Here is a 14,054-nt window from a genome sequence, read left to right as displayed (position 1 = left end):
TTAGTTAAACGCCAATTGCAACGCTTTGTAACTCGCTAACTGGGACTTGTTTAGTTTGCTTATGCATTTTTCCATCTTTACCTAACCATTCTCTAGTAACAGTAGCAGTTTTACCGTCTTTATTCACTTGAACGTTGAAAGAATTAAATGATTGTTGAACGACTTCAGTTTGTTCAGTTGCTTGAGGGTTTGAGTTTGCATTTTGAGCTTGATTCATTTGGTTTTCTATCAGCTGTGCTTTGTACTGTAACTGGTTAACTGCTGCTTGATAGGTTTGCTCAAAGATTTGGCGTTGTGCTTGTAATTGCTGATACTCTGAGTTAATTGCGTTTAATTTTTTCTGATAATTAGCTTGTTGTTTAGCCGAGGTAGGTTGAATATTAATCCAGCCTGTATTACCAGTTGCCGTATCAGCAACTTTAACCCAATGTCCTTTTTGATAAAATGGCATATATTGATTACTATTTTGATCATTAATTGCCGAAACTACTTGAGATCCTTTATTAGGTTGGCTATAAACTTCATAGGTTGTGGCATAACTAGCAGAAGCTGTTGCTGCAATTAAGCTTAGTGCAAATATTACTTTTTTCATGATAAACTCCTAAAGTTATCGTATTTACATCATTAATGCGTATAAAAATGGCAATAATATATTTGAATAAATTAAAGCTTAAGATAAAAAATAACAATAAATCTGCAATGAAACAATATAAAATGATAGAAAAATAATCAAATAATGTTTTCTATATGCTATTAATGATATTTTTAGCTATCGGTTGTATTTGAGTTATTACTTCATCAGATAATATAGTGTCTTTTTGATTTAAAAATTTTGCTTGAACACCATAAAAATAAATATGACTTAGTGAGTTACCTAGTGCTTGGTGTAAACTTAATGCATAAGCAATGCCTAAGTTATGTGAAGATAAAAAGCCATTAAACTGTGTAATTTCATCTGCTTTAAAATAAAATGAAGTACCAGGTTCTTGATTAGCGTTAACTGCATCAATTAAGATTAATTTTTGGTAATTATCATCAAGAAAACTTAATAAATTCAAGCCAGGCCGATCTGCAATTTCAATTGTGATATTGGGTTGATCAGTTAGCACTTGTTGCAAGTATTGTGCAACTTTAAAGCCAAACTGATCATCTGAAAATGGTGAGCCAATACCAAGAATTAAGATTGTTTTTTTATGATTTTGATTTTTTAAATAACTCATAGTGCTCATCTAATAATTTGCGGATGGATAAACCAATTTGTCGATAATCATATTCTCTCAAATTTGCCAGAGAAACGCGAGCAGAAGGATGTTCTACATCAAATCCTTGTCCAGGTAATAAAACTACACCAGTTTCTAGTGCAAGACGTTTTAAAACATCAGAGCCTTGAGTATTTTTTAATACCCACTTAGCAAAAGCTTTAGAGAATAAAGTACTGGCTAAATCTTCTAAATCTAGTAGCGTATAGTAGCCAACTAAATTAGCATTATCATGTGCTTTTAATTTGGGCGAGATAGATTCAAATAAGATATTATATCGACGTCGAATTAATGTTTTTCCAGATTTTCTGTAAATTTCTTGGCTATCTAATAAGCTTGATAGTGCAAAAAACATCATTTGTAATTGCTGAGGTAATGATAGGCCAGCTGTATGATTAAGTGCAACAGAGCGACTATCAGCAACTAAACGATCAATAAATTTTAAGTCACGTGGTGTACGTGTTAATGAACCATAGTGTTGATCTAATTGTTTTAATGTTTTAGCAGGCAATTTTTTTATTAGTTGATCAAATATATTTTCTTTATGTAATGCAATCGTACCTAATCGCCAACCAGTAGCACCAAAGTATTTTGAGAACGAATAAACGCATAAGGTATTAAAAGGGCAGCGTGAAAATAATGACTCGAAATCATCAGAGAAGGTTGCATAGACATCATCTGTGACAATCATTAAATTTTTATTTTTCTTTTCAACAATATCAGCAATACCTTGAAGTGTTTGATCATCCATTTTATAGGATGGCGGATTACTTGGATTAACAGTACAAAGTACTTTTATTAAAGTATCTTCAAGTTTTTTTAATTCAGATTGAGGGACTTGCCAGTTATGTTCTTTTTTGGCATGAATATGGACAATTTCATTGTCATATTCTGGAAGTTCAGGAATTTCAAGATAAGGTGAAAAAATAGGGGTAATCATAGCAATCTTATCCCCTTTTTTTAGTAAACCATTAATTTTTATTGATTGGAAAATGTATGTCATTGATGCAGTACCACCTTCTGTTGCAAATAAATCAAATGCAAAAGGTGTATCACTTTTATGGTAAAGTTCACTTTGTAGGTAGTGCATGACAATATTTTCACAGATTGGTAGCATTCTCGGTGGGAATGGATAGTTACAGCCTAAAAAGGCATTAACCATTTCAAATAAAAAATCTTCCTTTTCAATACCTAAATGATCATTAGCAAACGATAATGCAGCACTTAAAAAAGAGACGCCATTTTCTTTTTCATGTAGCATGACATAGTGATCAAATCGCTCAACGATACCTTTTTTTTCAGGTAAGCCACCAAAAATATTTTCTAAATAGCTATAAGAGCGTTCTGATTCTTTAACGGCAAAGTGCCCCAGTTTTAAGAAAGCATAACGGGGTATGGTTGATAGAAAATTTGGATTACCACGACCAGCATTTAACATGGCATGGTCCTGGCTTGATTGAGCTAATTTGATTAATTCATCTTTAAATTCAAATGGACTTAACGCTTGTTTCTTAGGTTGTTTAGTCATAGAAAACTCCTACTCCTATTAGATGATAAATAAAATTATACATTAGTTGTGACAAGTCCAATGATAATTGGCCCCCACAATGTTAGCCATATATTGGCTAACACATAAGTTGAAGTAAATGGGATAACAGGTGTTGAGTTACCTGCTTTTTCTAAAAGGGCGGCAAAACCTGGATTGGCACTTCTACCTCCAGCAATGGTTGATAACAATACGATAGGATTTTTTATTCTTAATAGATAGTATGAGATGTAAAAAGTCAAAATCTGTGGAATTAAAGTAACACCAATACCTAAGAAGAATAAAGTTAAGCCATTTGACTTGATTGCTTCAATTGCTTGAGGGCCTGCTGTCAGGCCAACTGTTGCAACAAAAACAGCTAAGCCAAAATCACGCAAGAAATTAGAAGCACCTTCTGGAAGTGCTCCATACTGAGGTTTTACAGAACGAAACCAGCCAAAAAGTAAACCAGATAACAAGCAGCCAACACCTGAACCTAGAGTAATTGATACGCCAAAAATATGAAAACTAATCATACCAATTAAAAAACCAATAGCCATTCCAAGGCCAAAGAAAATAAAATCGGTAATGGGAGCTTTTGTTATTACTTTGCCCATTTTATTTGTAATTGGATCTAAATCTTTAGGCTTGCCGACTAAAGTAATTTCATCACCACGTTTTAAAACTAAATCACCAGTAAGTGGTAATTTTTCACCAAAGCGTGAGATTTCGGCAATAAAAGCGCCATAGTATTGTTCTGCACTAATAGAGTGGATGACATTTTTAATGGATTTACCAATAATTTCTTTGTTAGTTAGTATAAATGAGCGTCTTTCTTCAACTAAGTTTAATTGTGCAGGCTTGTCAATTTCTTGACCAAGTTGGTTCGCAATATGATGAAAATCATCACTGTGTGCAGTAACGGCAATAATATCACCTGACTGAATTACTGTTTCTGGCGTTGTTTCAATAATCTGATTGTTACGCAGTAAAGTTTCAATGACGATTCGAGGTTTTTTATCTGCATAAAGGGTTAATAAATGTTTACCGACAGCTAAGGCTTGGTCATTGACTTGATAAACTCGAGTACTAAACGGGGATATAGCATTAAACTGGCCTGGCTCTAGTAGAGGATGACCACCTGTTTGTTCAGATGCTAATGCTATTGCTTCTTTGCGTAAATTCCAGCGCATAATCAATGGGAAAATAGTTGCTAATAAGATGATAGGACCAAAAGAACCAAAAATATAACAAACAGCATAGCCAACAGCAACGTTTGTTTGCATTGCATGGATAGCTGATTGAGGTAGTGATAATTGAGAAATAGCATCATTAGCTGAACCTATCATAGCTGATTGTGTAAGCCCACCAGCACCCAAGCCTGCAGCAATGCCACGATCAAGGTGAAACATCCAAGCAAAAATTAAAACAGTTAATAAACCCAAGACACAGGTTAGTGTTGCAGAGATTAGTTGAACTAATGTTTGTCGGTTAAGTGACTTAAAAAAAGATGCACCACCCTGATAACCAACAGCATATAAGAATAAAGCAAAGAAAATTGAGCCAATAGCAGGTGATATGTTAATACCTACTTGTCCAATAACAACACCCATAATAAGTGAACCAGAAATGCCGCCTAAGACAAATGTTTTATATTTTATTTTACCAACTAAATAGCCTAAACAAAGAGTGATAAATAATGCAATATAGGGATCTTGTATAAGTTTAATTAATTTATCTAATAACACTGATATAGTCCTCTTATAGCATAATTATTAATAGAAATTTCAGTCAGTATAGCTTGAGTTCAAATTCAAAGCCACTTGCGCTTAATTAAGTATTTTTCAGTTAACTCTGCTTCTTTTGAGCCAGGCTCAACTTGATAGTTATATAGCCAATTAACTACTGGTGGTAATGACATAAGAATAGATTCAGTACGGCCATTATTTTGTAATCCAAAGTGAGTGCCACGATCATAAATAAGATTAAATTCAGCATAACGACCACGACGATAGAGTTGAAAGTTGCGTTCACTTTCACCAAAGTGTGTTTGTTTACGTTTGGCAACAATTGGTATATAGGCATCTACATAAGTATTACCAACTGACTGCATAAATGAAAAACACTCATCAAATGACCATTGGTTTAGATAATCATAGAATATACCACCAATGCCACGTTGTTCATTTCTATGAGGTAGATAAAAATATTCATCACATTTAGTTTTATAAGTATCGTATATATCATCACCAAAGTCTTTACATGCATTATAAGCACTTTGGTGCCAGTTTTTGCAATCTTCTTCAAAAGCATAATAAGGGGTTAAATCATAACCACCACCAAACCACCAGATTGGTGATGCGCCTTCTTTTTCAGCATAGAAAAAACGCACGTTCATATGTGAAGTCGGAACATAAGGGTTCAGTGGGTGCATTACAACAGATACACCCATCACTTCATAGTGATAACCCGTTAATTCAGGCTTCATTTCTAAAACAGCTTTAGGTAATGCTGGGCCTTTAATTCTTGAGAAATTAACACCACCTTTTTCCATTACACTGCCATCAGCAATAACACAGCTAATACCACCACCACCAGTTTTAAACTCCCAAGCATCATGAAGAAATTTAACTTTTTCTTCTTCATTTTCAACTCGGTTGATTAAATTACTTTGTAAGCTTAATAAATAATTTTCAATAGTATCTAAATAAATCATCAATTTTCTCTTAAATAACCAATTAATAAAATTTAATGTTGAGTATCATTAAGGGATCTTTTATTTTTTCTATCAGTTACACTAGCTAACCAGCAGCCTGCGCCAACAGCAGCGAATGCTGCAACAATCCAAACAATATAAAACATATAATTGATTCCTTCTAAATTAATATAATTCATGGTCACGTGCGTTAACTTCATCAGCATTCATAAACTCACCTCGTTGCCACATTTTTTTATAAACGAACGTCGTATAAATAAATATAATCGGTAACATGATAACAGCAACAATCAAAATACCAATTAATGATACCATAGAACTTGAAGCATTAAATAAAGTTAAACTTTCGCTTGGAGCAATTGAGGATGGCATTAACAATGGAAATAGGGTAAAACCAAACGTAAAAATGACACCTAAACAAGCTAAAAGACTAAAGATAAATGAAGCAATTTCTTTATTTTTTTTAGTCATAATCATAACGCCAAAACCACCAATAAATGCTAATGCTGGTGCAATAATCATCCATGGGTAAGTTGCATAATTATGCAACCAACCACCATCTAATATCGTAATAATCTGTCCATTTAAGGGATGATAAATTGCGTCAGAATAACTTTTAAGAATACTTGAGGGTTCCCATATATAACCAACAATAAAAAGTAACCATAATCCTAATATTGCAAATAAGAGAATAAATAATATTGAAGATATAATCTTAATGCGGTTAAATCTTTCTCTTAAAATACCATCAGTTCTAATCGCACAGTATGAAGCACCTTGCATGATAGCAATGACAACGGCAAAAATACCTGTGACTAATGCATAGGGCTTTAATAACATAATTAATGAAAATCCAGCAGCTTCTGGAGCAATTTGTGCACCTGTGCCATAGGCAAATCTTAGACTACCTGGTTGAAACTGAAATGGGAGACCTAAAAATAAATTACCAATAGCAATGCCAATAATTAACATTGGAATAAAGCTGCCAAAAACTAACATCCAGTCCCAAAAATTACGCCATTTAGCTGATTTAATTTTTGAACGAAACTCAAAAGAAACTGGACGTAAAAAGAGGCTAAAAAGGACAACAAGCATGCCGAGATAAAGGCCTGAAAATGATGCAGCATATGCACGTGGCCATATAGCAAATATTCCAGCACCAGCTGTAATTAACCATACTTGGTTACCATCCCAGGTTGGTGCTACAATATTAATAATAGCGCGTCGTTCTTGGTCAGTTTTTCCTACAAATCTAGCTAATATGCCAGCTCCAAAATCAAAGCCAACAGTTGCTAAAACTAAATACATAATTAAACCAATTGCTACCCAGCTTAGAACTTGTACAATTGTATATAAGTCAATCATTATTGATCTCCTTGATTTAAGTTTTGGGTAGGGGTTTCAAAGTGATATTTGCCTGTATGTAGAGCACTTGGGCCAAGTCTTGCGTATTTGAACATTAAGAACAGTTCAAAGGCAATTAAAACAGCATAAATGCTTATAAATAAAATTAGAGAGATAACTATATCAACACTTGATAAATAAGAGGCACTTAGACTTGTCGGTAATATGTCATAGACAGTCCAAGGTTGGCGACCATGCTCTGTTACAAACCAACCACATAATGAAGCAATCCATGGTGCTGGAATCATATATAGCATAAATCTTAACAACCAACGTTTTTGCCATAAAGTATTTCTAATGGCGAAAATAACACCTAGTAATATGGCAATAAACATTAGTGTGCCTAATGCAACCATAATTCTGAAAGTCCAAAAGAGTGAAAATACATCAGGTATGGCGTTGGTTGCTGCTTTATAAACTTGTTCTTTAGTAGCTGATACTAATGGTTTGCCTTGTTCAACATATGGTAGTAATAACATGCCAAAACCAAGGTCATTTTTATAACGATTGTAAGTTTTTAGTATCTGTGTATTTGTGCTACCTTGCTGCATTTTAGTTAAGGCATCATAAGCTAAAGCACCTTGTTCGATACGAGTAGTCATTGATGGTACAGTTTTACCGTTACTAGTCTTATACCCATTATATAAAATATCTTTAATTCCAAAGACTTTGGTATTTTTCGAATGGGTAACAAGGAATCCTAATGCATCAGGAATTTGAATGGTGGCATAATTTTTTTGCATATTTTGAGATGGAAAAGCAATAGCATTAAAATTTGCAGGGGGTGTTTGTGTAGTCCATTCCGCTTCTATTGCAGCAAGTTTTAATGGTTGATTATGATAAGCATTTAAACCTTGTTGGTCACCCATAAAAATTACCATAATGGAAGCAACAAGGCCAAAGCCTAAGCCAATTGCCATTGATTTTTTTGCAAATTCAGTGTCTTGCTTTCTTAATAAATAAAATGCACTAATACCAATGACAAATACCGAAGCTGTTGTATAGCCAGCAAAAATAGTATGTGCAAACCCAATTTGTGCAATTGGATTGATAAATAGTTCGCCTAAGTTAGTTGTTTGCATGCGCATCGTTTGCCATACAAATTCGCCACCTGTTGGTACCTGCATAAATCCATTGGCAACTAAAATTAAAAGGGCGGATAGGTTAGATCCTAATGCCAAGAAGAAAGTTGCCATTAAATGTTGTTTTTTAGAAAGTTTATTCCAACCAAAAAAGAAAATACCTAGAAAGGTTGATTCAAGCATAAAAGCAACTAAACCCTCAATTGCTAATGGTGTGCCAAAAATATCACCAACAAATTGAGAATAATAAGCCCAATTAAGGCCGAATGAAAATTCCATTGTTAAACCAGATAGGACACCTAAAGCAAAGTTAATACCTAACAGCTTGCCCCAGAATTTAGTCATATCTCTATAAATAACCTTACCTGTTTTTACATACATTAACTCCATAGTAAATAAAATCCAGGTAAGTCCAAGTGTTAACGGAACAAAAATAAAGTGAAACATTGCCACAAATGCAAATTGATATCTTGCAAGATCAACAGATAAAAGAGTTGGTAGCATAATTATATACCTTTAGAGATTTAATTTCTTCGCAGAAAGTATAATAAATAATAAATGTAAAGCCATTAGATATTTTTTGCATATTGGTTTGATTTAACATAGAATTGACATAGATCAATTAATAAGCAAATACTGATTGCTTAAGTAGGGCCTTAGTAATAAGATTTCCTTACATTTTAGTTTAATTTTTGGGTTAATTAAAAGCATGAGTAAAATTCAATCGATGACTTGTCAAAGCTGTTTGTTCAAATGGCTATGTAACTACCAAGAAAAAGAAGAGGTTGGCAATCATCCAGAGAGTGCTTATCTAGAGCCTGGTGATACGTTATACTCCCATGGCAAAGAATTAAAAAAACTTTATGCCATTAAATCAGGTGCTTTAAAGTCAGTTACATCCGATGATTATATTGCTGATTTTTATTTTCAAGGTGATGTTGTTGGTTTAGATGGATTAAATGATAAAACACACCAAATGACATTAGTGGCGATTGAAAATACCTTACTGTGTACGTTTGAGTATGATAAATTTTACAAAGAGTTAATGCAGCATCCACATATGGTGAAAGACTTAATCCCCTTATTAGGCCATCAAGTGAATCGGCAAAATAATTATCACCTACATCATAAAGATGCTGAGCATAAAGTTTATCAGTTTATATTGAAAATTTCAGAAAAGAAAAAGCAGTATGGTCTATGCGAGAAAGAGTTTTATCTACCGATGCAATACAAAGATTTAGCTAATCATTTAGATATTAAAGTAGAGACATTATCAAGAACCATCTCTAATATTAATAAAAAAGGTAATGTTTTAATTAAAAATAAATTAGTTCAAATAAAAGATTTAAGTGAGATCAAATAATAGATTAAATGAGTATTGTTATAGCTCTTTCATTTCAATATTAATATGTCCTTCCTTATCAATAAATTCTCCTTTCATTTGCATTTCATACATTGGAAATTCTTCTATTTCAGCCCGTTTAGTTGCTCTTCTTTGAGATGCACTTCTGGCTTTATCATATGGGTTTAGCATATGTTCTATTCCTTTTTCTAATTTATAAAAGCATAAAGCATTTACTGTATCTAAAGCACCTGTTTCTTTTGAAGTAACGTGTTTTTCAATTGTACTAAGCATGTCATCTAGACTGTGGTCATTTGAGTATTTAACAGCCCCATAATTTGGATCAAAATATATTCTAGATGATTGATCATGTAAAAATAAAATTGCATGACTTTTCTGTTGGCTTTCACATAATATTAATAAATATACACCAGAATCATTTGTCTCAATTTGATCTTTTAATAAGTTTTTCAAATCACCTTCAGTATAATCAGCTATACTGCTATCTGAGTATGCTAAAGGATTTGAGTTCATTAGCTCTAGCATATTTTTTTTGCCTGATAATAAGTGTCTTTGTACTTGAATTGCATCAATTCTATTAACTTTAGCTTGTCCCTGAGTTAAATAGTTGTTAGCAAATGAAATACATGATCCAAAACAAATTCCATTTTCAAAATACTTTCCCAATGCTTTAGCTGATTCAGATGAGTGTTTATTATATGTAACACCATTTGTATATCTAAATAATTTCTTTCTCATTTTATGCAACCCACTTATATATTGTAATTTTATATTTTTGCAATGAATATAAAATTAAAAAACTGAAAATAAGTATTTTTTTTTACATTGTTTATATTAATCTACTGATAGATACAGAGTATTATTGGTTATAATAGCTATTTAAATATTGTTAAAATGGATTTCAATCTTACTAGAATATTAAAATATGTATAAAATGTAGATAATAATATTGGAAGTTTTCAAAAATATTTTACTAGAGTTTACGAATTAAAAACTTTAAATAGGAATGTAATATAAATAGTTAAATTTGATAAATTTTAAGCTGCAGATGCTGGTTTTGGTATAAGCTCTGGTGTGTTATCAGGTTCATTGTTATTATTTGTATTAGTTGGTTCTAACTCCATGGTTTCAGGTCGATTATATTGAAGAAAGTGGTAAATATATTCACGTTTGAGCAATTTATTATATTCTTCTTGTTGCTGTGTTTTCAATAAGTTTTGTACGAATTGATATGATTTTTCAAGTATTTTTTTATGTTTTAAATCATGCTCTAATTGCTGTTGTAAAACCAATGAACCTCCGCAGTGAGGGCAGTATAAATGTTCATTAAAATGTGTTGCTTTAAAAATTAAATGGCCACATGCAGGATTTTCACAGCAAAAGTGATAAGCCAATGTGGTAGGCTTATCTTCAGGTGTATAACGATATTCTAACGCAGTAGTCATTTTTATTTACCTCATATTAATGCTTTAATACGACAACATCACACTTTGCATGGTTGATGACATAATCTGCAACAGAGCCTAGTCGACCAATTAAATTGTGATCATGACCGTTAATATAAATAGCGTCAACTTTTAATTCTTTTGCTTTTTCAATGATCTCTTCTTTAGGGCTATCAGAGATATCAATACAAACTGAACCATTAGTAAAGCGGCTGGTTTCTAATAATTGATTTAATTTACTTTGGGCATTATCTTTAAGCTTAGTTTCTAACTCCATCATAGAATCTGAAGGAATATAAGCTGTTGCATAGCCATAAGCTGCAGCTGTTGATTTGACAACATGATAAATATGAATATTAACATTATTATCATTTGCTTCATCGATTAATTTTGCAAAAGAATCATCTAAACCTTTATCAAGGTCAATCGCATATAATATATTTCTGTGATTTAACATCTAAATTGTTTCCATGTTTTTTAACTACAGTGACATTATACGCTGTAAATGAACTAACCAACATGACATATGTCAATTTATTGGGAGTTTTCACTAGATTGATAAGTGTTAATAAAGTTATTACGTATTGACTCTATTATATCTCTAACTTTCTCAGGTTCATGACCTAATTGTTCTATTGTCAGTTGAGCAATATGCAGACTCGATTCAAGTGTTTCAGTGACGACATAATTTGCGCCATTTTCATATAAAATATTCGCATTTTTCATATTTTTTGATCGTGCGATAACCGACATTAATGGATACTCTGTTTTCAGTAATTTGATAATTCTGCCAGTGATCTTATCATCATCAATAGCAATAACAACAGTCTTAACATTGTCATTAATTAGATGATGCCATAATTCTTTTTTACGAGCATCACCGTAGATAACTTTAAAGTTATCTTTACGTAACTTTTGGATAGATTCACCATCGTGATCAAAGGCAATGTAAGGGATATTTTGTTCTTTTAAAACCATGCTAACTAATTGGCCAATACGACCAAATCCAGCAATTACAATTTCATGTTTTTCATGTGCATTGGCTGATTTAATTAATGATTTATGATTTTTAAATAATTGTTGAGCATAATGACTCGCTATGGGCGCGAGTTTAAATAAAAGTGGTGATACCATCATAGATAAAACGGTGACAATGAGGAAAAATTGTATACTTTCTTGTGGCATTAATTGTGTTGTCATTGCAATTCCTAAAATCATTAGAGCAAACTCACCAGGTTGTGCGAGGTAAACCGCTGTTTCTGCACAGTGACGAGCTGGAACTTTAAAAACAACACAAAGTAAAAAGATAATAACTGACTTAAGTGTATAAATGCCAATGATTGAAAGTAGTAATAATAGTGGATAATTAAAAATCTCAATGGGGTTAATCATCATGCCAATAGACAGGAAAAATATACCAAGTAAAAAGCCTTTTAATGGGTTAATAATAATTTCAACTTCATGTTTAAATTCAGTTTCAGCAATTAATAAGCCAGCAATAAATGAACCTAGAGCAAGGGAAAGCTCAGCCATATAAGTGAGCATCGAAAAAGTAATAACAATAAAAACAACTAATGCTGCCAACCATTCTGGACTTTTTGAAAAATGAATAGACTGAAATAAGGGTTTGAGAATTTTTTTACCCAGCCAATAAATAATCACCACAGCACATACACCCATTATTAGTGAAATACTTAAATCAATGACTAAGTTAGTATTCGTACTGCCTGTAAAAGAGGATATTAGGATTAAAATCGGAATTACGGCTAAATCTTGCATTAATAAAATAGATAAGCATAACATTCCGATAGGACGGTTAATTAGCTTACGCTCTTCTAAAAACTTCATCACAATAGCCGTTGAAGACAGTGCAAATGTTGAACCAATTAGAATCGCTGTTTGTAAAGTGTTTTTAAATAGAGTTGCAACTATCGTGATAATACCAGCGGTGATTAAAATTTGTAGTGTGCCAAGCCCAAAAATATAGCGGCGTAGCTCTTTTAAGCGATCAAGAGAGAGCTCTAAACCAATCATAAACATTAATGTGATAATGCCAAGCTCACCAATTAATTCTACTGTGTGGGTATTTTTAATTGAAATATAATTGACCCAGGGTTGTAGTTGGGAGAATTGAATTAGTCCATATGGTCCAATAATGATGCCGCAGATTAAGTAACCAATAATGGGAGAGACTTTGAGTCTATGTAAAAGCGGAACGATGACACCTGCAATGCCAAAAAATAGGCAAATGTGTGGGAAAATATCAATCATCATATGATGGCTGTCAGTTGTCATTTGTGATTATTTCCATATTTATACTTTTTGCTATTTGTAGAGTATATTATTTCAAACGTACAACTAAAACATCTTTTTGGATTAAGTGTAAGATAGCATTTGCTGTTGAACCTATAAAAAAGCGGCCAATAAAGTTTCGATTGTGGCTACCAAGGATGGTAAGATCAATATTTTTCTTATTAGCATATTCAGCAATTTCACTTGCAGGTTCACCAATGACGCACATAGGCTTACTTTCAATATCATGTGCTTTTAACCAGTCTGAAAATTTTGACTTTGTTTCTTTTAATAAATCACGACGGATGTTTGGTATAACACCGTAATCACTGGATGATATTGATGAAGTAACGTGTTTTATTACAGTGAGTGCATTCAGTGAAACACCGTAATGTTTAGCAATTTGTTTGGCCTGTTGAACTAATAAATCATCATCATTTTCAAAATCAGTAGCAATTAACATTTTATGATAGGCAGCTGCTGTTTTTGGTATGTCTTCTGAAATTCTAATGATTAAGGTATCACAAGATGCTTTATGTAAAACACTGTTAGATGTTGAACCAAGTAGTGAATTGATACCATGATACCCGTGAGAGCCTAAAATGATTAGGTCATGATGGTTGTTTTTTGCATACTCTGAAATTAATGTGTTAGATTTACCTGTTTGTATAGCATAGTCTATGTCTTTTAAGTTCGTATTTTGTATAAGTGACTCTAATTTGGTTTTAGCATTTTTTTCTAACTTGGCTTTATCTTCTGAACTAGTATGAGAAAAACTTAAAGAAGCTTCTATAACCATAAACAGTGTTAATTTAGCATTCATTTTTTCAGCAACAGATAGAGCTGATTGAAAAACATGCTGGTAGTCTTCAAAGACATTAATAGCAACTAAGATATTTTTATATTCCATCATCATCTCAATTAAAATTTAGTTAGGTTCTATTTATTATTATAGAATACTTATGAGA

Annotated in this window: 13 protein-coding genes; 1 reads left to right on the top strand and 12 read right to left on the bottom strand. The window is 32.5% G+C overall.

All coding sequences use genetic code 11. The features are described from left to right. Positions 1 to 4: 4 nt before the first annotated feature. The 7 genes from KFE69_09615 to KFE69_09585 form a co-directional block, all read right to left on the bottom strand. A complete protein-coding gene (locus KFE69_09615; protein ID UTW41761.1) occupies positions 5 to 592 on the bottom strand; it encodes a hypothetical protein in 588 nt (195 codons plus the stop codon). 151 nt (positions 593 to 743) lie between these two features. After that, positions 744 to 1,220 (bottom strand): hydrogenase maturation protease, encoded by a 477-nt coding sequence (locus KFE69_09610; GenBank protein UTW41760.1) that lies wholly within the window; start codon positions 1,218 to 1,220, stop codon positions 744 to 746. Beyond that, complete coding sequence (locus KFE69_09605) at positions 1,192 to 2,787, bottom strand: bifunctional aspartate transaminase/aspartate 4-decarboxylase (protein UTW41759.1); 1,596 nt, start codon at positions 2,785 to 2,787, stop codon at positions 1,192 to 1,194. The genes KFE69_09610 and KFE69_09605 overlap by 29 nt, the downstream gene beginning before the upstream one ends. A 35-nt stretch (positions 2,788 to 2,822) precedes the next feature. Then, positions 2,823 to 4,532 (bottom strand): aspartate-alanine antiporter, encoded by a 1,710-nt coding sequence (gene aspT / locus KFE69_09600; GenBank protein ID UTW41758.1) that lies wholly within the window; start codon positions 4,530 to 4,532, stop codon positions 2,823 to 2,825. 65 nt (positions 4,533 to 4,597) lie between these two features. After that, positions 4,598 to 5,500, bottom strand: coding sequence for an oxygen-dependent coproporphyrinogen oxidase (gene hemF, locus KFE69_09595; GenBank protein UTW41757.1), 903 nt, complete (start codon positions 5,498 to 5,500; stop codon positions 4,598 to 4,600). Between the two features lie 165 nt (positions 5,501 to 5,665). Continuing rightward, a complete protein-coding gene (gene cydB / locus KFE69_09590; protein UTW41756.1) occupies positions 5,666 to 6,865 on the bottom strand; it encodes a cytochrome d ubiquinol oxidase subunit II in 1,200 nt (399 codons plus the stop codon). After that, entirely contained in the window at positions 6,865 to 8,490 is a 1,626-nt protein-coding gene (locus KFE69_09585; protein ID UTW41755.1) for a cytochrome ubiquinol oxidase subunit I, read from the bottom strand. The genes cydB and KFE69_09585 overlap by 1 nt, the downstream gene beginning before the upstream one ends. Positions 8,491 to 8,695: 205 nt before the next feature. Here KFE69_09585 and KFE69_09580 point away from each other — a divergent pair, with 205 nt between their 5' ends. After that, a complete protein-coding gene (locus KFE69_09580; protein ID UTW41754.1) occupies positions 8,696 to 9,349 on the top strand; it encodes a cyclic nucleotide-binding domain-containing protein in 654 nt (217 codons plus the stop codon). Positions 9,350 to 9,367: 18 nt separating this feature from the next. Here the strand turns inward: KFE69_09580 and KFE69_09575 are convergent, their stop codons facing one another. From KFE69_09575 to KFE69_09555, 5 genes are all read right to left on the bottom strand, one after another. Further along, entirely contained in the window at positions 9,368 to 10,087 is a 720-nt protein-coding gene (locus tag KFE69_09575; GenBank protein UTW41753.1) for a hypothetical protein, read from the bottom strand. 299 nt (positions 10,088 to 10,386) lie between these two features. After that, entirely contained in the window at positions 10,387 to 10,794 is a 408-nt protein-coding gene (locus KFE69_09570; protein UTW41752.1) for a hypothetical protein, read from the bottom strand. A 16-nt stretch (positions 10,795 to 10,810) separates the two neighbouring features. Beyond that, complete coding sequence (locus tag KFE69_09565; protein UTW41751.1) at positions 10,811 to 11,251, bottom strand: universal stress protein; 441 nt, start codon at positions 11,249 to 11,251, stop codon at positions 10,811 to 10,813. Positions 11,252 to 11,328: 77 nt separating this feature from the next. Next, positions 11,329 to 13,089: a cation:proton antiporter gene (locus KFE69_09560; GenBank protein ID UTW41750.1), complete on the bottom strand. Its 1,761-nt coding sequence runs from the start codon at positions 13,087 to 13,089 to the stop codon at positions 11,329 to 11,331. 46 nt (positions 13,090 to 13,135) lie between these two features. Further along, complete coding sequence (locus tag KFE69_09555) at positions 13,136 to 13,996, bottom strand: universal stress protein (GenBank protein UTW41749.1); 861 nt, start codon at positions 13,994 to 13,996, stop codon at positions 13,136 to 13,138. Between the last annotated feature and the right edge of the window lie 58 nt (positions 13,997 to 14,054).

The organism is bacterium SCSIO 12844, from assembly GCA_024397935.1.
Taxonomy (GTDB): domain Bacteria; phylum Pseudomonadota; class Gammaproteobacteria; order Francisellales; family Francisellaceae; genus M0027.
Note: the sequence above shows the minus strand (reverse complement) of the source record. Positions and strands in the feature narration are given on the sequence as shown.

Excerpts from the sequence above, each read along its gene's own strand:
- KFE69_09585 (UTW41755.1), bottom strand. The coding sequence starts at position 8,490 with ATGCTACCAACTCTTTTATCTGTTGATCTTGCAAGATATCAATTTGCA.
- KFE69_09575 (UTW41753.1), bottom strand. The coding sequence starts at position 10,087 with ATGAGAAAGAAATTATTTAGATATACAAATGGTGTTACATATAATAAA.
- KFE69_09615 (UTW41761.1), bottom strand. The coding sequence starts at position 592 with ATGAAAAAAGTAATATTTGCACTAAGCTTAATTGCAGCAACAGCTTCT.
- KFE69_09570 (UTW41752.1), bottom strand. The coding sequence starts at position 10,794 with ATGACTACTGCGTTAGAATATCGTTATACACCTGAAGATAAGCCTACC.
- KFE69_09605 (UTW41759.1), bottom strand. The coding sequence starts at position 2,787 with ATGACTAAACAACCTAAGAAACAAGCGTTAAGTCCATTTGAATTTAAA.
- hemF (UTW41757.1), bottom strand. The coding sequence starts at position 5,500 with ATGATTTATTTAGATACTATTGAAAATTATTTATTAAGCTTACAAAGT.
- KFE69_09565 (UTW41751.1), bottom strand. The coding sequence starts at position 11,251 with ATGTTAAATCACAGAAATATATTATATGCGATTGACCTTGATAAAGGT.
- KFE69_09610 (UTW41760.1), bottom strand. The coding sequence starts at position 1,220 with ATGAGTTATTTAAAAAATCAAAATCATAAAAAAACAATCTTAATTCTT.
- cydB (UTW41756.1), bottom strand. The coding sequence starts at position 6,865 with ATGATTGACTTATATACAATTGTACAAGTTCTAAGCTGGGTAGCAATT.
- KFE69_09555 (UTW41749.1), bottom strand. The coding sequence starts at position 13,996 with ATGGAATATAAAAATATCTTAGTTGCTATTAATGTCTTTGAAGACTAC.
- KFE69_09560 (UTW41750.1), bottom strand. The coding sequence starts at position 13,089 with ATGACAACTGACAGCCATCATATGATGATTGATATTTTCCCACACATT.
- KFE69_09580 (UTW41754.1), top strand. The coding sequence starts at position 8,696 with ATGAGTAAAATTCAATCGATGACTTGTCAAAGCTGTTTGTTCAAATGG.